The organism is Campylobacter sp. MIT 12-8780, assembly GCF_006864535.1.
Classification (GTDB): Bacteria; Campylobacterota; Campylobacteria; order Campylobacterales; family Campylobacteraceae; genus Campylobacter_D.
This window is the reverse complement of sequence record NZ_QHLL01000013.1, coordinates 22,022-40,558: the sequence shown is the minus strand read 5'-3', so window position 1 is coordinate 40,558 and position 18,537 is coordinate 22,022. Positions and strand designations below refer to the sequence as shown.

At 34.2% G+C, this 18,537-nt stretch carries 16 protein-coding genes and 2 pseudogenes; 6 read left to right on the top strand and 12 right to left on the bottom strand.

What is annotated here, in order from left to right:
- A pseudogene (locus DMB95_RS09145) lies at positions 1 to 1,276 on the bottom strand (hypothetical protein); the annotation flags it as partial.
- A 181-nt stretch (positions 1,277 to 1,457) separates the two neighbouring features.
- Here DMB95_RS09145 and DMB95_RS09140 point away from each other — a divergent pair.
- Positions 1,458 to 2,054: an IMPACT family protein gene (locus DMB95_RS09140; protein WP_137633624.1), complete on the top strand. Its 597-nt coding sequence runs from the start codon at positions 1,458 to 1,460 to the stop codon at positions 2,052 to 2,054.
- Positions 2,055 to 2,242: 188 nt separating this feature from the next.
- Here DMB95_RS09140 and DMB95_RS09135 read toward each other — a convergent pair whose 3' ends face one another.
- The 4 genes from DMB95_RS09135 to DMB95_RS09120 form a co-directional block, all read right to left on the bottom strand.
- Complete coding sequence (locus DMB95_RS09135) at positions 2,243 to 2,587, bottom strand: hypothetical protein (RefSeq protein WP_142931808.1); 345 nt, start codon at positions 2,585 to 2,587, stop codon at positions 2,243 to 2,245.
- A 79-nt stretch (positions 2,588 to 2,666) separates the two neighbouring features.
- The gene (locus DMB95_RS09130) at positions 2,667 to 2,999 is read right to left on the bottom strand and encodes a hypothetical protein (protein ID WP_137633626.1); all 333 of its coding nucleotides are present in this window, start codon (positions 2,997 to 2,999) and stop codon (positions 2,667 to 2,669) included.
- Complete coding sequence (locus tag DMB95_RS09125; RefSeq protein WP_142931807.1) at positions 2,999 to 4,573, bottom strand: ABC-F family ATP-binding cassette domain-containing protein; 1,575 nt, start codon at positions 4,571 to 4,573, stop codon at positions 2,999 to 3,001. The genes DMB95_RS09130 and DMB95_RS09125 overlap by 1 nt, the downstream gene beginning before the upstream one ends.
- Before the next feature lie 224 nt (positions 4,574 to 4,797).
- Positions 4,798 to 5,388: a toxin-antitoxin system YwqK family antitoxin gene (locus tag DMB95_RS09120; protein WP_185906694.1), complete on the bottom strand. Its 591-nt coding sequence runs from the start codon at positions 5,386 to 5,388 to the stop codon at positions 4,798 to 4,800.
- A gap of 173 nt (positions 5,389 to 5,561) precedes the next feature.
- Between DMB95_RS09120 and DMB95_RS09115 the strand changes: the two genes are divergently transcribed.
- Both DMB95_RS09115 and DMB95_RS09110 read left to right on the top strand, forming a co-directional pair.
- Positions 5,562 to 5,759 (top strand): hypothetical protein, encoded by a 198-nt coding sequence (locus tag DMB95_RS09115; protein ID WP_137633629.1) that lies wholly within the window; start codon positions 5,562 to 5,564, stop codon positions 5,757 to 5,759.
- 157 nt (positions 5,760 to 5,916) lie between these two features.
- On the top strand, positions 5,917 to 6,855 hold the full coding sequence (locus tag DMB95_RS09110; RefSeq protein ID WP_142931805.1) for a hypothetical protein: 939 nt from the start codon (positions 5,917 to 5,919) through the stop codon (positions 6,853 to 6,855).
- 31 nt (positions 6,856 to 6,886) lie between these two features.
- Here the strand turns inward: DMB95_RS09110 and DMB95_RS09105 are convergent, their stop codons facing one another.
- Both DMB95_RS09105 and DMB95_RS09100 read right to left on the bottom strand, forming a co-directional pair.
- Entirely contained in the window at positions 6,887 to 7,447 is a 561-nt protein-coding gene (locus DMB95_RS09105; protein WP_142931804.1) for a YceI family protein, read from the bottom strand.
- 89 nt (positions 7,448 to 7,536) lie between these two features.
- On the bottom strand, positions 7,537 to 7,905 hold the full coding sequence (locus tag DMB95_RS09100) for an HIT family protein (protein WP_142931803.1): 369 nt from the start codon (positions 7,903 to 7,905) through the stop codon (positions 7,537 to 7,539).
- An 88-nt stretch (positions 7,906 to 7,993) separates the two neighbouring features.
- On the opposite strand from DMB95_RS09100, the pseudogene DMB95_RS09095 reads away from it, so the two are divergent.
- The 3 genes and pseudogenes from DMB95_RS09095 to map all read left to right on the top strand — a co-directional run.
- Positions 7,994 to 8,686 (top strand): annotated as a pseudogene (locus DMB95_RS09095) (putative metalloprotease CJM1_0395 family protein); the annotation flags it as partial.
- A 247-nt stretch (positions 8,687 to 8,933) separates the two neighbouring features.
- Positions 8,934 to 9,440, top strand: a complete 507-nt coding sequence (locus tag DMB95_RS09090; RefSeq protein WP_142931801.1) for an NAD(P)H-dependent oxidoreductase — start codon at positions 8,934 to 8,936, stop codon at positions 9,438 to 9,440.
- Between the two features lie 3 nt (positions 9,441 to 9,443).
- Positions 9,444 to 10,202 (top strand): type I methionyl aminopeptidase, encoded by a 759-nt coding sequence (gene map, locus DMB95_RS09085; RefSeq protein ID WP_137633635.1) that lies wholly within the window; start codon positions 9,444 to 9,446, stop codon positions 10,200 to 10,202.
- 155 nt (positions 10,203 to 10,357) lie between these two features.
- Here map and DMB95_RS09080 read toward each other — a convergent pair whose 3' ends face one another.
- From DMB95_RS09080 to DMB95_RS09060, 5 genes are all read right to left on the bottom strand, one after another.
- A complete protein-coding gene (locus DMB95_RS09080) occupies positions 10,358 to 12,511 on the bottom strand; it encodes a TonB-dependent receptor (protein ID WP_142931800.1) in 2,154 nt (717 codons plus the stop codon).
- Positions 12,512 to 12,830: 319 nt separating this feature from the next.
- Positions 12,831 to 13,955 (bottom strand): FkbM family methyltransferase, encoded by a 1,125-nt coding sequence (locus DMB95_RS09075; protein WP_238386920.1) that lies wholly within the window; start codon positions 13,953 to 13,955, stop codon positions 12,831 to 12,833.
- 194 nt (positions 13,956 to 14,149) lie between these two features.
- Entirely contained in the window at positions 14,150 to 14,821 is a 672-nt protein-coding gene (locus DMB95_RS09070) for a hypothetical protein (RefSeq protein WP_142931799.1), read from the bottom strand.
- Positions 14,821 to 16,629, bottom strand: coding sequence for a translational GTPase TypA (typA, locus tag DMB95_RS09065; RefSeq protein ID WP_142931798.1), 1,809 nt, complete (start codon positions 16,627 to 16,629; stop codon positions 14,821 to 14,823). The genes DMB95_RS09070 and typA overlap by 1 nt, the downstream gene beginning before the upstream one ends.
- 137 nt (positions 16,630 to 16,766) lie before the next feature.
- Positions 16,767 to 18,398, bottom strand: coding sequence for a multidrug ABC transporter permease/ATP-binding protein (locus DMB95_RS09060; protein ID WP_260604845.1), 1,632 nt, complete (start codon positions 18,396 to 18,398; stop codon positions 16,767 to 16,769).
- Positions 18,399 to 18,537 lie beyond the last annotated feature (139 nt).

The window sequence follows — 18,537 nt, the reverse complement described above, 5'->3', positions numbered from 1 at the left end:
TTTTGCAATGAGTATTTTTAATCCTCTTTAACTCAAAGAAAAATTTCACATATCCTCCCTTAAGTATGTTTTTATGAGCTTGTATCAAAGCTTCTCCTAACTTATAACTTAAATGCTCTTTTGCTTTTAAAGCTTCATGATAATCTTCATAAGTTTGCAAAGGTGGAAGTTTTAAATTTGGATTTATTTTAATTTGTTCTTGATAAAGTTTTTGAGCTTTGTTGTGTTTGTTTTGAATCTTAAGCAAAGTAAAAGGCAATCTTATGATACCACTTGTATTTTTTGAGTTTTGTATCATTGCTAAGCCAAGTTTATAAGAAAGTGTGTTTTGAATTCTTTCCTTAGCTCCTTTTGGTTTAAAAATTTCTAGTTTTTGAAGTTCTTTACTATCGATAAATTCTAAGTCTTTAAAGGCTGTTTTACTTTCATCTTTATATAATTTACATTCGCTAATATCACTATCTTCAAACAAAGCAAAACGATTTTTTTCTGTGTTATTATAGATATAATCATACACAAACTCAAGCTTTTGCAAAGCTGTATCCATACTTTCTAGTTCTTTTTCTATTAGAGCTGGATTGAGGAATTTTTCTTTTTGGAAGGTGAAACAGCACTCCTCTTTATCATAAAAATTGTAAGCTTGAATAGCTTTTTTGTCCCAACTTATAGGGCAAGAACTATGCCAAAAAACATTGGTTTTAATTTTTTTTGCACTCACTCCAGCATATATGGAATTTGAATAATAAACTTTCCCTGAAGTTACACTTCTAGCACCTATAATGGAGCCACTTGCGACAAAGCCCCCTTTTAAAAATTTAGCATTTTGAGAAATCCAGCAAAAATCTCCTATGTGTATGTTTTTAGCCTCATTTATACGTTTTTTACTTGTCTTATCATAGATGAAATGCCAGTCAAAATTTTCAAATTCGCATTCCCAAGAGATGAGATTATTATCCCCAATAATAAGAGCCTTATGTTCTGATAATTCAGCTCTTGAAGGTTTTCTAAAAGGATTTAAAAAATTATTATTTCCCACATAACAAAGTGAAAACCCAAAGATATTAATATCCATACAAAAATTTGTATTGGCTATAAAAAGTAAATTTTCATCACCTGATATATAAATTTTACTTTTTTGTAAAAAAGCTTTTTCACACAAAAAAATGATATTATTTTTTCCATAAAAATTGATATTTGTTTCTTGCTTGATTTCATCTAGAGGCTTATAATGATAAATAATATTATTTCTTTCATCTTTTGTTACAAAAAATTTCATTTTACACCTTTATTGTATAGAGGACAATCAATACTCAGATCAAAAAATATCAAAAAAAAAAAAACGAAAAATTAATATTTTTGTAAAAGTGCAGTTTTTTGGTATTTTTGTCTTTAAAGTAATTACGAGTTTTTGAAATTCATATTTGAATACTTTTCAAGCTTTTTGATATAATGTTCTTATGAAAACTATCGAAAAAACTTATAGCACCCAGATTGAAATTAAAAAGTCCAAATTTATAGCATATCTTTGCCCTTTTTTTGAATTTAAAAATTTGCTTGAAACGCTTAAAAAAGAGCATATCAAAGCCGTTCATTTCGTCTATGCGTATCGATTTTTAAATGAATTGAGCCAGATTGTCGAGGATAAAAGTGATGATAATGAGCCAAAAGGCACTTCGGGTTTGCCAAGTTTAAATGCTTTAAGAGGAAGCGAGCTTGTGAATGTGGCGGTGATTGTTGTGCGCTATTTTGGCGGTATAAAACTTGGCACAGGTGGGCTTGTGCGTGCTTATACTCAAGCGGTAAATGAGGCTATATCTGTAGCCAAACTTGTGGAGTTTGAGTTTAAAAAAAGCAGTGTTTTAAGCCTTGAGATTAAGGATTTTGATAAAGTAAGACATTTTTTGCTTAAGAATGCCTTTGAATTTTATCCAGAATTTCAAGATGATAAGGTGCGTATAAATTTGAATTTAAGTCAAGATCAGCAAAAAAGTTTGCAATTTTTCTTGCAAAATAATACTCATTTGAACTTCAAAGATTTTATGTGGCTTGTTTAGCTAGGTTAAGTAAGGCTTGAAAAGCAAGCTTTCTTGCGTGTAAAGTGTAAATTTTGCGAAGCAATTTTCTGCTTTTTTTGAATGGATTGCTTTGGCTTTTTTAAAGCCTTACAATGAAAAAGCTTTATTTTTGCAAGTCATTGTTTGCAATCCATTTTATTTTTGCTCGGTGCTATTCGCTTTTTAGATCAAGAAAGCATAGAAAGCAAATCAGCAGTTAAATTTTGCTTTTGCTCGTCTTGTGTTTGATTGACTGGGCTTTGAGTCTTTAAAAACTCATTTTCGCTTTGTCTAAAACGAAAGCTTTGAAGCGCTGTGTTAAAGCTATCATTAAAACTCTGATCGCTTGTGTTAAAGCCTGAAATATCAGTGCTTAGTTTTGATAAGTCGTTTTGCTCTTGCTCTGCGTCATTGTTTATGAGCTGAGAGAACAGCGAAGCTGATTCGTCTTCAACTTGCTTATCAACTTTTTTATAAGTTCCGCTTAAAACATCAAATTCCATGGAACTTATGGTTTTGTAATTTACTTGCATAGTCTTTTCTCCTTTCAAAATATGCTCTTAAAACAAGCAAAAATCGTTCCTAAAAGGAGAAAATTTAGATTTTTATAGCTTAATCTCCATGCTTAGGATGATATTCAGCTTCAAGTTCTGAATTTTCGATGAACTCAAGCTTAGCCTTTTCACAGCGTTCATCTCGAAGCTTGCGATAAGCATTTCTTGTTTTTAGTTCTTGCTCGCTTAGAGGGCGATCTTCTAAAAATGAGATATGAAAATAAGTATCGTCGCTTTTTGAATGCGAAAGATAAAAATCCATATAGTCAAAATAATCCTTCGTGCTTTCATAAAGCACAGTTTCTTCAATGTAAATTGTTGGTCCAAAGCCTTTGTGATTTTGGGTATAGTGTCCAAAACCAGCTGCGTATTTGATTTTATAGGTATTCATCACAATTCTCCTTGCAAATACTCCTCAAACGAGCCGCGAAAATCGATCAACTCGCCGTCTTTTAAGTGCCAAATGCGGTTTGCAAATGCACTGATAAGCTCTCTATCGTGGCTGATACAAAGCACCACACCTTTAAAATTAAACAAAGCCTCACCCAAAGCGATGATCGCTTCAAGATCAAGGTGGTTATCAGGCTCATCTAAAAGCAAGAAATTTGGGCGTTCAAGCATAAGTTTTGCAAGGGCTAGGCGGTGTTTTTCGCCCCCACTTAAGCTTGAGGCTAGTTTTTCTTGATCATTGCCACTAAAGAGCATTCTACCTAAACATTTGCGAATTTCATCAAGGTCCTTGAATTTCTCACTCATGAGCCATTCATAAAGTTTCAAATTTTCACAAATAACACTACTTGTATCTTGCGTAAAATACCCAAGTTCTATAGTTGCACCTAGATGAATATCCCCGCTATCAGCTTTTAGTTTTGAAGCGATGATTTTAGCCAGGGTGCTTTTGCCTACGCCATTTGTGCCTATAAGAGCGATTTTATCGTTTTTTTCTATCTTGAGATTTAAATCCTTAAAAAGAGGTTTATCATAGCTTTTTGAGATATTTTTTAACTCTAAAACTTCATTACCTATCTCTCTTTGAGGGCGAAAAAGTATGCTTGGATCGCGACGCGTTGAGATTTGAATTTCTTCAAGTTCAAGCTTTGCTAAGGCTTTTGCTCTACTTGTGGCTTGTTTCGCCTTGCTTGCATTTGCTGAAAAACGTCTTATGAAGCTTTCAAGCTCTTCTTTTTGAGCTAGGGCTTTGTCTCTTTTAAGTTCAGCTTGTTTAGCCAAAAGTGTAGAAGCCATATACCAATCATCATAATTTCCAGCAAAATCCCTAATCTGCTTAAAATCCACATCTAAAATCCGCGTGCAAATTCGGTTTAAAAAATGCCTATCATGGCTGATAACCACAAGTGTGCCCTCATGCTTTAAAAGTTCATTTTCAAGCCAAGCTATGGTTTCAAAGTCAAGGTTGTTTGTTGGTTCATCTAAAAATAGCACATCAGCACCTAAAAACAGCACTTGAGCTAGCAAGACTTTAAATTTATCCGCATTTTGAAGGCTTGACATAGGAGCGTCAAAATCCTTGATTTTTAAAGCGCTTAAAATCTTTTCACAACGCGTTTCGCAGTCATAATTTGGATCTTCTTCGGCTGTGATGATCTCAAGCTCGCTTAAACGCTCATTAATCTCATCTGTAAATTCTTCACTCATATAAAGCTTTTCTTTTTCTTTCAAAGCCTTAAAAAGCCTATCATTTGCACACATTACCGCATCTTTTATGCTGTAGTTTTCAAAGGCAAATTGATCTTGCTTTAAAACACCCACGCGAAGCCCAGCATCAAACTCAATCTCGCCACTGCTAGCCTCAAGCTCTTTTGAGAGAATTTTTAAAAAAGTAGATTTTCCAGCCCCATTTGCCCCTATAAGTCCATATCTTTCGCCTTTTTTAAGCGTGAGATTGACATTTTCAAATAAAAGCTGATTGGCAAAACGCATACTTAAATTTCTAATCTCAACCATAAAAATTCCTGAATTTAAAAATAAAATGAGATTGTATCATAATATCTTAAAGAAAGAAAAAAGCTCAAATTTAACTTTTTACTTTTATTGTTTTTTGTTGTGGATTGTGTTTGTAAAAAATATCAAGTTAAATTTGATAATAGTTTAAATTTGTGATTTTGATGCAAATTTGATAGATTTTTGGCAAGCAAAATTGCATCAAAATTAAGATAATAAAGCAAAAATTAATCCTTTTGCTTTATGCCATTACTCCACATTTCTTCTCTGTCTATCTCGCCAGCACCTTTATAATACACAAATTTGCCATCCTTCTTACCATCTTTGTAAGACTGCTCGCTTAAAGGAAGCCCTTCTTTGTTGTATTGTTTGTAAATTCCATCAAGTTGTTCTTTCTCGCCAAAAGAACCTTCTTCGATAAGTTGTAGAGTTTCTGCGTTGTATTGTTTAAATGGTCCAAATTTCTTTCCGTCTTTATAATTCATCTGTAAAATCAAATCCCCTCTGTCGTTGTATGTTTTATACGCACCATTTTCTTTTCCATTTTTAAACATAACTTCTTCTTTGATTTGCCCATTTGAATAATACACTCTTGAAAGTCCTTCTTTTTTACCATTGTTAAATGTTTCTGTTTGGATAAGCTGTCCGTCCCTGTTGTATTCTTTGCGTTCGCCGTGAATGCGTCCTTCGTCATTGTAAGGAGTTTGTGTTTTTAAGGCTCCATCTGAGTAGGTTGTTTCTTTGATAGAAGTTGAATCACACGCTACAAATGCCATAAGAGCAAGGCTGATAAAAGCAAGCTTAAATCGGGTTTTCATCATTTTTCCTTTATAGTAAAATTATATAAAGAAATCATAGCAATATAAAACTTTAAAAAATCTTAAAAAACATAATATATATACTTTTTTATAAAATAAATAATAAATATTATGTTGTTAGGAATTAAGATTTTATTGATTAAGCTTTTAAAAAATCAAAATTTGAGTTAAAGATGACAAAACGAGATATAGCAGGATTTTTAGGTGTAGATGTGCAGACTTTAAGGAACTGGAAAAAAACCCGCCCAAATCTTTACCGCGTGATTATGCAAGGCTTGGCTATAGATGAGGCTATAACACTAAGTAAAGAAAATTATGAAAAATTAAAAGAATTTTCACACAAAAGCGAGCAAATTATCAAAGAAAAATGATAATATCTAAGCTGCATTGAGTAAAAATATTTTGAATTTATTTTTTGTGTTTTGCTTAAATTTCATTGAATTTGTGCGAGCTTTTTGCAAACTCATTTGTATTTTAGTTTAAAATGGCTATAATTTCGCATTATTTTCTTATATCAAAGGTTTTTGTTTGTCTTCACTTTTATTGTTAAACTCCTTAGCGATGTTGAGTTTTGTTTTTGAGCTTTTTGCTTTGTTTTTGAGTTTTTATTTTAAAAATTCGCGTATTTTTTTCATCACTCTTGCTTTGCTTTGTATGCGATTTGTGTATGTGTATGCAAGCTTGTATCAAGCGCATTTGTTTGTTTGTTTGTTTTTGCCTTTTGTGTTTGTGCTTTTTGCACTTTTGCCAGCTTCAAATCTTGTGCTTGAAAAAAGAAATTTAAGTAAAATCGCTATCTTGATTTTTGTGTTGATTTTGGGTTTTTTCCTAAGCAAAAATACCAATTTTAATGCAGCTTTAAGCACAAAGCTTTTTGAAAATCTTGATTTTGTTAGCGATATAGCTTTTGTATTTTTTCTTGTTTTGTTTATGTTTTTTTTGATATGGTGTGTTTTAAAGGCTCAAATTTATCTAAGCGTTGCTTTTGTGCTAAGTTTTGTGCAGTTTTTATTTGGACTTGATGCTTATCCTTTTTTTGAGTTTGCTTCGCTTTTTTTTGTGCTGTATATGTTTTATCATAGTTATAAAATAATGTATTTTGATCTTGTTACAAAGCTACCCAATCAAAAAAGCCTCAAACGCTATCTTATAGGGCTTGAAAATTATCAAATTTTCATACTTCATTTTAATGAACTTGAAGCTATGCAAGAAAAATATGCCTTGATTTTACTCAAAGCTATAGCAAAGTTATTAAGAAAGAATTTCAAAAATTATAAAATTTTTAGCGTTGATAAGGATTTTGTTTTTGTGGTAAATGATGAGCTTGTGCTAAAGCAAATCGAGCTTTTTTTCTCACAAGTAAGCTTTAAACTTGAAAATGAAAAGGTGATTTTAAGCTTTGCACTTAAGAGTTTGAGTTCAAAAGCTTCATTTGAAGAGCTTTTAAGAGAGATAAAAGAGCTTTAAGCCCTAAAATTTAGAGCTTAAAGTCTAAAAATTATTTTGCGTTTGCTTCTACTTCTATGTTAAGTTCAACTTCATCGCCTAAAGCTACAGTTGATGAGCTTGGAGCAAATTTAAAATCTGATCTTTTAATCACGCCATTAAGTGAAAAACCAAGTTTTTCCTTGCCTTGAGCTTGAGCAACGCCGCCTATATCAGTGTTTAAAGTGATGTCTTTTGAAACGCCAGCTATAGTGAGTGTGCCTGTCATTTTTTTGCTATTTTTGTCAAATTTTTTCATCACAAAAGTGATTTCAGGGTGAGTTTTTGCTTTGAAAAAATCATCTTGTTGTAAATGATCGTCTCTTGATTTGTTGTCAGTATCTACTGAAGCAACTTTGATTTTTGCTTGAAGTTTTTTAAACTCGCCACTTTGAGCATCATAATCAACAAGCCCATCATAATCAGTGAAATTTCCACGCACATTTGAAATTTGCAAGTGTTTGATCTTAAAGCCCACATTAGTGTGCGTTTTATCAAGCGTGTATTCTTTGGCAACTAGTGCTGAACTAAGCAGTGAAGCTGCAACGAGTGAAGAAAGAAGTAATTTTTTCATTGTCAATCCTTTTTGATAAATTTTGTATTGAAATTCTAAGTGATGAAAAATAATGATAAGTAAATGTTTGTTTTGCTGTCAAAAAACTCTTATTTTTGCTTTAATCTACCTTGTAAAAACTCAGCAAAGTCTGAAAATTTAGGCAAGTTGAGTGTAACTTTTTGCCTTTGAGGCTTGCCCCACATACACTCTGGAAAAAACTCATCTTCTTTAAAGCGAGCCATAACATGAAAATGCACGCGCGGGACATAGTTTGCAAATGAAGCGATATTGATTTTTTCTGGTTTATAAAAATCCCTTAAAGCCCTTTCACACTCTAAAATCAAAGCAAAAAGCTCATTTTGTATAGCCAAAGGACAATCACTTAGCTCCTTAAAAGGCTCTTTGGTAAAGATTTTTAGCCAAGGAATTTGTGAAAGCTCTTGTTCTATATAGAAATTTTCGTTTTCAAAAATCATTTTTCAGCCTTTCTTTGATAAATTCAAGCTCAAGTGTAGCAAATTTTCGTTATAATACAGGCAAAATTTCATCAAAAAAGAGCAAGGTATGCAAATTCAGTATTCGAATTTTTCATCAAGCATTTCTTATGATATGTCCAAAAATAAGACAGAAGAAAAGAATACTTTGGGCTTAAACAGCCAAAACTCCACAGAAGAAAAAGACGAAACAAAACAAAATAACACTACTCAAGAAAAAAAAGACAATCCAAATGAACTCACCCAAGATGAACGAAGAGTAGTCAGTCAGCTTCAAATCACAGATACCAAAGTAAGAGCTCATGAAATGGCTCATGTAGCTGCTGGTGGCGGACTTACGGGCGGGGCAAGTTATACTTACACTAGAGGTCCTGATAATAAAATGTATGCTATAGCTGGAGAAGTGCCTATATCTATGTCAGAGGGCAACACTCCAGAAGAAACCATAGCTAATGCAAGGCAAATTCAAGCCGCAGCTATGGCGCCAAGTGATCCAAGCCCACAAGATTACGCTGTGGCAGCAAATGCGATGAAAATGGAAATTAATGCAAGAGCTGAACTTAACAAGCAAAAAGCTGAAGAAAACAAAGCCCAACAAGAACTTAAAGAAAAAAAACAAGCCCAACAAGAGCAAAAAACACAAGATGAAGAGAGGGAAAGTGATTCTTTAAATGCTAAATTTGAACCTAATCAAAAGCCTTTAAATGAAAGCTTAAACACAAATTTAAGCACAAATTCCCAAGAAAACAAAGCTAATTTTTCAAATCAAACAACAAATTTCAATCAAAACAAAAATGCTTTAGCTACAAATTCTTATCCAAATAACGAGGCTGATTTAAAGCAAAATTCAAGCTTAGATAATGACAACAAAACAAATTTAAACCAGCGCGCAAATTTAGTAGCCCTAGCATATCAAGAGCAAAATAAAGCTCAAACTCAAAGTAGTTTTAGCTTTGTAGCGTAAGTTTTGGGCAAGATTTTTGCTCTATATTATAACAAAAAGGATAAAAATGAAAAATCTTATCATATTTTCACACACCCATTTTGAAAACTCAAGGGTAAATAAAGCCTTACTTAAAGCCGCGCAAGATAAGGCTGAAGTAAGGAATTTAGAAGCACTTTATGAAAAGGGCAAGAAAGAATTTGACATCAAACTTGAACAAGATTTTCTTGTGAAAGCCGAGCATATCATCTTTCAATTTCCGCTTTTTTGGCTGAATTGTCCGCCACTGCTTAAAAGTTATATGGATACGATCTTTTTACCTGATTTGCTTGAAAGTAGGGCTTTGGTAGGCAAAAACTTTTCTTTAGCTATCAGCACAGGAAGCCCTAAGCAAAACTATCAAAAAGATGGAGCAAATGGCTATACTATAGAAGAAATCACTTATAATTTCAGAGCAATGTGCCTTTATATAGGCTTTAATTTCAAAGGCATTTTTCATAGTGATGGTAGCTTTGCTATGAGTGATGAAAGATTGAATGATTTTTGCAAAGCATATCAAATTTTTTTGGATTAAAACATGATAGAACTTAAAAAACCAGCAGAAATTGACAAGCTAAGAGCTGCAAACAAAATCGTCGCCCAAACCCTAGACTATCTTGAAAAAGAAATTCAAGTCGGTATGAGCTTAAAAGACATCAGCGATATGGCGGAAAAATTCATACTCTCAAAGGGAGCAAAGCCAAGTTTTAAAGGGCTTTATGGCTTTGAAGGAGCCATTTGCACTTCTTTAAATCAAGTCTGCATTCACGGCACGCCAGATGATACTAAGATCAAAGAAGGCGATATACTCGGGCTTGATGTAGGCACTTTTAAAGATGGCTTTTATGGTGATGCAGCTAGAACCATAGGCATAGGCAAAATTTCCGCCCAAGATGAAGCATTAATTTCTTGTGCAAAGGACGCGCTGTATTATGCCATAGACATTATCAAAGAAGGTATGCGTTTTAAGGAGCTTTCAGCGGCTATAGAAAGCTTCATTCACAAAAGAGGTTTTGTGCCTTTGCTAGGATACTGCGGACACGGCATAGGCTCAAAACCACACGGCGAGCCTGAAATTCCAAACTACACCCAAAAGGGCGAAAATATCAAAAGTGGAGCAAAAATCAAAAACTCAATGGTATTTTGTATAGAGCCGATGATCTGCCAAAAAGACGGCACCCCAACGCACCTTAAAGGTAAATGGGACGCAGCGAGTAAAGATGGCTTAAATACAGCTCATTATGAGCATTGTTTGGCTGTGATAAATGGCAGGGCTGAGATACTTTCTCAAGCTTGATTTAATGGGTTTTAGAAGCTTTTTTGCTGTGCTTATAAGATGAAGCAATCCGCAAAAATATATATAATATATTCAAATTTAAAAGCATGCTTTTCACTCACGATAAAAAGTGAAGGAGGAATTATCGTGAGTGTTTGCAAGCTTTTTAATTAAAATTAAAAATCATATCTTCCTTCAAGAAAGAAAGTTCTTCCTTGTCCTACTAAGTAGCCATATCCAGCGATTGTATCGGTTTCATCTGCATTATAGTAATCATAGTAAAAAGTATCAAAGACATTTCTCACACCAGCGCTAAGACTGACTTGTCCTACTTTTGTGCTTACGCCTATATCGCTTAAGCTATAGGCTTTTAAGCTTTCATTTTGTCCTGTGACTTTTTGCTTGCCAAAAAAGGCATTTTGCACCCACACACTCGTATCTTGCACTACTTCTACACTTGCTCCTAAAGTGGCTTTATAAGTATATACATTTGGGATTTTTGAACCACCTTTGATTTTTGCATCAACATAGCTAAAGCTTTCATTAAGGCTTAATATCCCCAAAAACTGCTCGCTTGCGACTTCAAAGCCATATCGTCTCGTTTTATCGTAGTTGCCATACTCTACACCTGTTGGCGAATGGGCGTTTCCTATGGTGTAAAATTCATTGCGAGTTTGGGTATAAAATACCGAGCCGCTGTAGGTGATCGTATCAAAGAAAAAGTCTTTTAAGCCAAGCTCAAAAGTATCGTAAGTTTCTTTTTTAAGATCGGTTGTTTGATAAGCCCTTCCAGAGCGTTTAAGCATAGAATTTGGAGATGGAGAGAAATATCCTCTTTCATATTTTGCGTAAATTGTGCCTGTGTCTGAGTATTTGTAACTTGGAGTAAGTTCAAAAGCGAAATTATGGAGATTATCTGTAAGAGAGCCATTTACTGAGTAGGCTATATTTTGATTCATTGGCGTTCCCGGAGGAGTTGGCATAGTCATCGATAAAAGCATATCATTATGATAGTTTGCGTCTATATCATAATGAGCAAATTCGTAACGCCCCCCCCCCGTAAGTGAGAATTTATCTGTAAAATCGTATTTTTCTATCATATATAGAGCATTTGTCCATTTGTTGCCCTCAAAAGGAATTCGCATAGCGTGATCATATCTTGTAACAGTTATACTACCATTCATAGAAGCAGAGCCACTCCAAAATATGCGTTGATTCATCGTTCTTTTTGACATTTGATATAAGGACTCAAAACCAGCTAAAAACTTACCTGTGCCGTGATCGTATTGTAAATTTGTGTTAAAGCCTATCTTTTGATCATCAAAAAAAGAGCCACTTTGATCAGCGCTTGTTACGCCCGAAAGTATCATGCTATTGTATGCATAATCATTTAGCCTTGTTACTGAGTCTTTATAATCTATCCTATTATAATGATAAAAAACCTTAGCATCAAATTTCAGCTCCTCGCTGTATTCATTTTCATAGCCTAAACTTGTCGTAAAGCGAGTTTGCTCGTTGTGAAGTCTGCCATTGCCTTGTCTTTGTCTATCATCTTTGCTAGGATTAGCATTATCTAAAAAAGAATTATTTGGGCTTGTGTGAATGCTACCTTTGAAAAAATCCGCATCAAAGATAATGCTTTCGCCCGGATTAATATCATACAATACACCAAAATTTCCTTGTCCGCCACTTGTTTTATCATAAGAGCGAGGACCTCTTTTGTTAATCAAAGCTGCACCGACATTGACATGTGTATCGCCAAATTTATCCCCATATCTTACATCGGCGTTATAATTATTACCAAAAGTAGCACTGTTGTGCGAGAAATTAAGTCCAGCACTTAAAAAAGGATCATCAAAACGTCTTCTTGTGATGATATTCACCACACCGCCCCTTGTGCCATTACCATAACGCACCGCTCCACCACCAGGCAGAAGCTCAATCTCTTCAATAGAACTTGGCGAAAGCGTGTTTAAAGGCGTTACCCCATGTGAAGAATCAAGCATATTTGCATACACGCCATTAATCAGCACTTGAACGCTAGTATTTGCCTTGTTGCCTTGCCCTCTTAAATCCAAATTTGAACCCAAACCAGTATTTGAGAGATTAACAAAAGGCATATATCGAAAAGCACTTTCAGTATCTTTAAATCCTTTATCTAAGAGGCTATTTTTGTCTATAGTATAGACATTGCGGTTCAGCTCATCAAGCTTTGAAATCATACTTGATCCAGAAATCACGCTCGCATCAAGCCTATGCAACGGTTCATCAGCCAAAGCAACACCAGAGCAAGCTATAACGCAAGCAAATGAAAACAAATGTTTTTTCATCTTAAGTCCTTTCTTTGTAAAATAAAAATTTGAGTATAGTATAAAAAGGATTAAATTTAAATTAAATAAATATCTATTATCATTTATAATATTTTGTAGATAATACCCTTGTTTTAAATTTATATATTATAAGTTTTGTAAAGAAAGTTGAAGTGAGGCACACAAAACTAGAGGTTCAGAAAAAGAATTAAAATCGAATGAGTAAGTTATAAAGACTCAATAAAAGTTAGTTGCTTATTGTTTGTATTGCGTATTCTGTCTTATCTTTTAGATTCAAAATGAAATAAAACCATTTTTTAGATTTTATTTCATTTTTACATTATTTTTGTATAGGATCGCAATATAATGCTGTTTCTATGCTGATATTCCAAGTATCAGTTGGACGATGAATTTTAAAAGTATAGCCTAGATCCCAAGACTCTATCATAGGTTTTATATCAAAAAAGTCTTGCGAGCTATGATAAATACTAATGAGCATAGCTGGTTTTTGCTCACAAATTGTCTTTTTAGCTCCTTTTAAAAACTCTTGTTCAAAGCCTTCTATATCAACTTTTATGAAACCTACTTCGAGCTTGTGTTGGGCGACATATTCATCTAAGGTGATGATTTGGACTTCTTCGACATTATTTTGATCTTTAAATACCATACTTGCACCGCTTCCAAAGCCTGCACTAATGGTATTTATCCCGTTTTTTGAACCTAAACCTTTATTGATAGGAATTATCCTTTTACTTGAATTAAGCTTTAACGTTTGCTTTAAGAGTTCGAAATTTTTACTCGAGGCTTCAAAGGTGTGAATTTGCTTGTTGCAAAATTCGTTTTCAAAGATAATGGCACTATCACCTATAAAACCACCAACATCGATAAAATCTTTTTCTTTCATCATCTTGAGAGTATTTGGGTGCAAAATATCAAGCGAGTGCTTATACAAAAATACACCAGCTTCAAAATGTTTTATCGGTAAAAAATATCCATTATAACAAAACACATTTTTTGCAAGCTCTAAGATAGAAGGTATAAACTCATATTCTATCTTGTTGAGTTCTTTGATTTCAGCTTTTTCAAGTGTGATGTAGCCTTGTCCTGAGTTAAGATAGTTTTGCTTTAATCTTACCAAGAGTTTGCATACATTTTCTTTGCTTTGCTGATCTAAATTCGCAAGCAGTTTTTGAACTTTTTCAACCTTATCGCTTTCTTCGCACAAAGCTTTTCCTTTGCTTAGCTCCATCCAAAATTTACCCGGTAGCTGTCTTTGCTTAAGGCGGGTGAGAAGATTAAGTTTTTGTGAATTTTCTTGGACTAAATTAAGAATTTGTAAATTTAAAGTCGATTGAGAAAGTGTATTTTCATCGATAAGCTCAGCTATACTATGTGTTCTATGATAAGTAAAATTTAAAAACTTATACACATAGCGAACAAATTCAAAGCCCCCCCCCCCTAGCATAAGGCACTCTTAGGCGTGTAAAAAGTGGGATACCACAAACTTGGGTTGTTCTCTTGTTGAGAGAGTGTTTATAACGAATGAATTTCACTTTTTTTCCTTTCAAAAGTATTTTTTATCTGTATTTTTTGCGTAAAAAATTTATTATACTATGGGGGGGGGGGGGGGATAATTTTGATATACAATTCTTATTTTTTTCATGATAAAAGCTTTTCAAGTTGAGCTAAATTTTGCTTTAAAGCACTTTTGTTTTGTTCTAAACTAAGATGCAGATGGATGAAAAAAGGATTTATCCTTGTTTTGATTAGGCAGGCTTTACCTTGTATGAATTTAACTTCAGTGCTAAACTTTTTTGGGATTTTTGCAGAATAAAACTCGTCTTGACTTAGCATTTTATCATTTTGCAAAGGGTTTTGACTTATAAGCAAAACACCTACAAAAAAGCGGTTTTTTTCATCTTTAAAGAGCACATCATAAAGCTTGAAATTCTTAAACTCAAAGGCATTTGCGGATTTAAATTCACTTGGTTTAAAGTTAAAAAGGCTTTTAAATTCCTTTTCTTTTATGCCTTCATTTGAAAATTTTCCTTCTTCTTCTTTTAAAAACTCCTCAAGTATGAGTTTTTCAAGCTCTTTTTTTTCATCGATAAGCTTTTTTTGAGCAAAGGCTTTACTGATAAAAAGCCGATAAACTCCATAGCCAAACAAAGCCCCACCAGCAAAAGCAAGCACAAAGTCTTGTGAAACTTTGATTAAGACCATAAAGATGATAAAGCCTTGAAAAAAGGCAAAAAAACGCAATAAATTTAATCTTAATACATAAGCTTTTCGCCTTTTATCGATAGGGTTGTTTGGCTCATCAAAAAGCATTAGTTTTTACTCTTTTCCATTCTTTTTCTTTGGGTTGGATCAAGATAACGTTTGCGAACGCGTATGTTTTGTGGGGTAACTTCTACAAGTTCATCTTCTTCTATCCACTCTAGTGCTCTTTCAAGGCTAAGTTTTCTTGGTGGCACAAGTTTTATGGCATCATCACTTCCACTGGCTCTTACATTGGTTAGGTTTTTACCTTTGATAGGATTGACATCAAGATCATTTGGACGCGAATGCTCGCCTATGATCATACCTATATACACCTTAGTTTGAGGCTCTATGAAAAGCACGCCTCGATCTTGGAGATTAAAAAGCGAATACCCTAGTGCCACTCCATTTTCCATAGAGATCAAAGCCCCATTATTGCGTTTTTCAACCGCTCCTGAGAAGGGGCGAAATTCTAAAAAGCTATGATTCATCACGCCCTCGCCCTTAGTATCGGTTAAAAACTGGCTTCTAAAGCCTATGAGTCCCCTTGCTGGGATTTCAAACTCAAGCCTAGTTTGCCCATCTCCTGTTGGACTCATGGTTTTCATCTCTGCCTTTCTTTTGCCAAGCTTTTCTATACATACTCCGCTAAACTCATCAGGCACATCGATGACTAGGTGTTCAAAAGGTTCAGTTCTTACTCCATTTTCATTTTTTACTATAACTTCAGGACGTCCCATGCAAAACTCAAAGCCTTCTCTACGCATATTTTCAGCTAAAATGGTGATTTGTAGCTCGCCTCTTCCGCTTACCTTAAATTTACCCTCGCCACTGCTTTCATAACGCATGGCTATATTGGTTTTCATCTCGGCTTCTAGGCGTTCTGCGATTTTATTTGAAGTTACACTTTTGCCTTCTGTGCCAGCAAGAGGTCCATCATTGACGCTAAAAACTATGCTTAGGGTTGGTTCTTCTATGTGAAGTGGATCAAGGGGCTGAGGATTGTTTGGATCAACTACGCTATCGCCAACATCAAGGGCTTCAAAGCCAGCAATGGCTACTATATCGCCGCTTGAGGCTTCTTCTATATCCATTTTTTCTAAGCCCATAAAGCCTATGAGCTTGCTAATGCGTCCTTGCACCTTAGTTCCATCAGCTTTTGCAAGCATTACACTTTCATTTTTACGCACCTTGCCATTAAAAATTCTTGCTATGCCTATTTTGCCTACAAAATTATCATAACCTAGGGTAAAAACTTGAAGCTGTAAAGGGTTATTTGCATTGCCACTTGGGGCTGGCACTCTTTGTAAGATAGTTTCAAAAAGAGGAGTCATGTCCTTGCTTTCATCATTCATATCAAGCTTAGCATAGCCATTTTTTGCTGCTGCATAGACTATAGCAAAGTCAAGTTGCTCATCATTTGCCTCTAAGGCTACGAAAAGATCAAAAATTTCATTAATCACGCGTTCAGGATCAGCTGCAGGCTTGTCTATCTTGTTAATCACAACTATGGGCTTAAGTCCAAGCTGTAAGGCTTTTTTAACCACAAATTTAGTTTGAGGCATTACGCCTTCTTGGGCATCAACAAGCAAGAGCACCCCATCAATCATCTTTAAAACCCGTTCAACCTCGCCTCCAAAATCAGCATGTCCTGGAGTATCGATGATATTGATCTTTGTGCCTTTGTAATTAATGGCTGTATTTTTTGAAAGTATGGTAATGCCTCTTTCTTTTTCTATATCATTGCTATCCATCACTCTTTCAGCGATTTGCTCTCTTTCACTAAAGGTGCCACTTTGTTTTAAAAGCTCATCAACCATAGTTGTTTTACCATGATCAACGTGGGCTATAACAGCTATATTTCTTATATTTTCCAAGTTTTTCTCCACAAATTTTTTAAAAGGCTGATTATAGCTAAACTTTGCTTAAAATATATAATATCTAATTTTATAAATTTATTTTTGCTTTAAAATCAGCCTTAAGCTTTGAATTTACAATACTTTAAAGTTTAAAACTAAAAATGCTCCACGGCATTTTTAGCGATTTCTTTTATATCTTCTCCTTTTAGCTCGCTTATACGACCATTTTGTGCAAGCAAAATACGATCAGCTATATCAAAATACTTATCATCATGGCTGATAGCGATGATAGTTTTGCCCTCTTTTTGAAGCAAGGGAAGAAGTTTTTGATAAAAAAAGCGTCTAAAAAGTGGATCTTGATCAGCTGCAAATTCATCAAGGATTAAAATATCTCTTGCCTCAAGCAAAGCTATAAGCATGGCTAGGCGTTTTCTTTGCCCGGTAGAAAGTTTAGTAAGCTTGATCTGCCCTTGCTCTACTTTTGTCTTGTCTTTAAGCTCAAGCACCTCAAGCCAATGTTCTATGTCTTTGGCATTTGCTAACTCATCATCTTTTATCGTTTGGGTAAAAAGATGAAAATCGCTAAAAATAGCTGTGATTAAACGTCTATATTCAGTGATATTTTCATCATCAATTTGCTTTTCATCAAGATAAATCGCCCCGCTTTTTGGCTTAACAAGTCCAGCTAAAAGGAGGGAAAAGGTGGATTTGCCACTACCATTTTTGCCGATTAAAAAGATAAGCTCGCCTTTGTGAATTTCAAGATTTGTAGGCTTTAGGGAAAATTTTTCATCATAGGAAAAAGCCACATTTTTGAACTCTATCTTTTGCCAAGAGCTTGAGTTAGGCAGGGTTTTAAAGTCTTGTTTATATTCGCTTAGATCAAGTTTTTGAATTTTTTCAAGAGCGACTTTTGCCATTAAAAGTGTAGGAAAAGCCCCTATCATCGCCATTAAAGGCGTGCGTAAAAAAAGTATGGCTATAGCTATAGTCGTAGCATTTTCAAGGCTAGTCCAAGCAAAATGCAAGGAACAATAAAATTCAAAGCCCACAAGTGCAAGTAAGCCCACACTTGTAAAATTGCTCGACAAGCTTTGCATAGCAGAACTTAGGGTGTTGTTGCGGCGTTTATCCTCGGCGTTGATATCAAATTCACTTTCATAGTAAAGCTTTGCCCTGAAAGTATTTAGCGTGAGTTCTTTGCGTCCATCGATGATATTTTGGTAATTATTTTGCAAGGCATCATCATTATCTCTTGCCTTGCGAAAATAATGATAAGTTTTTCGCATAAAAAAATGGTTGATAAAAAATACCACAAAAATCCACACAAAGCAGAGCAAAAAAATCTTTGCTGAAAGTGAAAAAAGATAAAAACTGCTCGCAATAATTAAAATGCTTGATTGGATAAAGTCTGGAAAACGAAGCAAGCCAAAAGAAATAGTGCGAACATCATTTCCTAAAGAGGCTAAAAGCTTTGCTTTGCCGATTTGATCGATTTTTAGCACTGAAGTATCGATGATTTGTTTGACAACTTTTTTTTGTGTTGCATAAATGAACTTTTGTCCAAAGTGGGCAAGACTGAGCTCCACAAAAACAGAACTTGCAAAAAAGATCAGCAAAAGCAAAGCAAAATAAATGATAAAGATAAAATTTCCAGCTTGCTTAAGCAAATATTCGTTGATAAAAGCTAAGATACCAACACCAAGCAAACTCGTAGCGATAGAGATACACAAGAACGCAAAAACTTTAAATTTATGTTCTTTTAAGATACTAGTAATGAGTTGCAAAAACTTATCCTTGAATTTAAAATGATAAAAAAATTTAAAATAAAATGCCATTTTACAAAAATAAAGCTAAATTTAAACTAGTTTTGAGGAAAAAAGTAAAATTTTATATTTGTTTTGCAAGGATAGAATTGTTTGTAAA

Bases quoted from the DNA above. Each gene is read 5' to 3' on its own strand.
- DMB95_RS09105 (WP_142931804.1), bottom strand. From the start codon at position 7,447: ATGAAAAAATTACTTCTTTCTTCACTCGTTGCAGCTTCACTGCTTAGT.
- DMB95_RS09120 (WP_185906694.1), bottom strand. From the start codon at position 5,388: ATGAAAACCCGATTTAAGCTTGCTTTTATCAGCCTTGCTCTTATGGCA.
- DMB95_RS09070 (WP_142931799.1), bottom strand. From the start codon at position 14,821: ATGCTTTTTGATGAGCCAAACAACCCTATCGATAAAAGGCGAAAAGCT.
- DMB95_RS09140 (WP_137633624.1), top strand. From the start codon at position 1,458: ATGAAAACTATCGAAAAAACTTATAGCACCCAGATTGAAATTAAAAAG.
- DMB95_RS09130 (WP_137633626.1), bottom strand. From the start codon at position 2,999: ATGAATACCTATAAAATCAAATACGCAGCTGGTTTTGGACACTATACC.
- DMB95_RS09100 (WP_142931803.1), bottom strand. From the start codon at position 7,905: ATGATTTTTGAAAACGAAAATTTCTATATAGAACAAGAGCTTTCACAA.
- map (WP_137633635.1), top strand. From the start codon at position 9,444: ATGATAGAACTTAAAAAACCAGCAGAAATTGACAAGCTAAGAGCTGCA.
- DMB95_RS09115 (WP_137633629.1), top strand. From the start codon at position 5,562: ATGACAAAACGAGATATAGCAGGATTTTTAGGTGTAGATGTGCAGACT.
- DMB95_RS09125 (WP_142931807.1), bottom strand. From the start codon at position 4,573: ATGGTTGAGATTAGAAATTTAAGTATGCGTTTTGCCAATCAGCTTTTA.
- DMB95_RS09075 (WP_238386920.1), bottom strand. From the start codon at position 13,955: ATGCTAGGGGGGGGGGGCTTTGAATTTGTTCGCTATGTGTATAAGTTT.
- DMB95_RS09135 (WP_142931808.1), bottom strand. From the start codon at position 2,587: ATGCAAGTAAATTACAAAACCATAAGTTCCATGGAATTTGATGTTTTA.
- DMB95_RS09080 (WP_142931800.1), bottom strand. From the start codon at position 12,511: ATGAAAAAACATTTGTTTTCATTTGCTTGCGTTATAGCTTGCTCTGGT.
- DMB95_RS09090 (WP_142931801.1), top strand. From the start codon at position 8,934: ATGAAAAATCTTATCATATTTTCACACACCCATTTTGAAAACTCAAGG.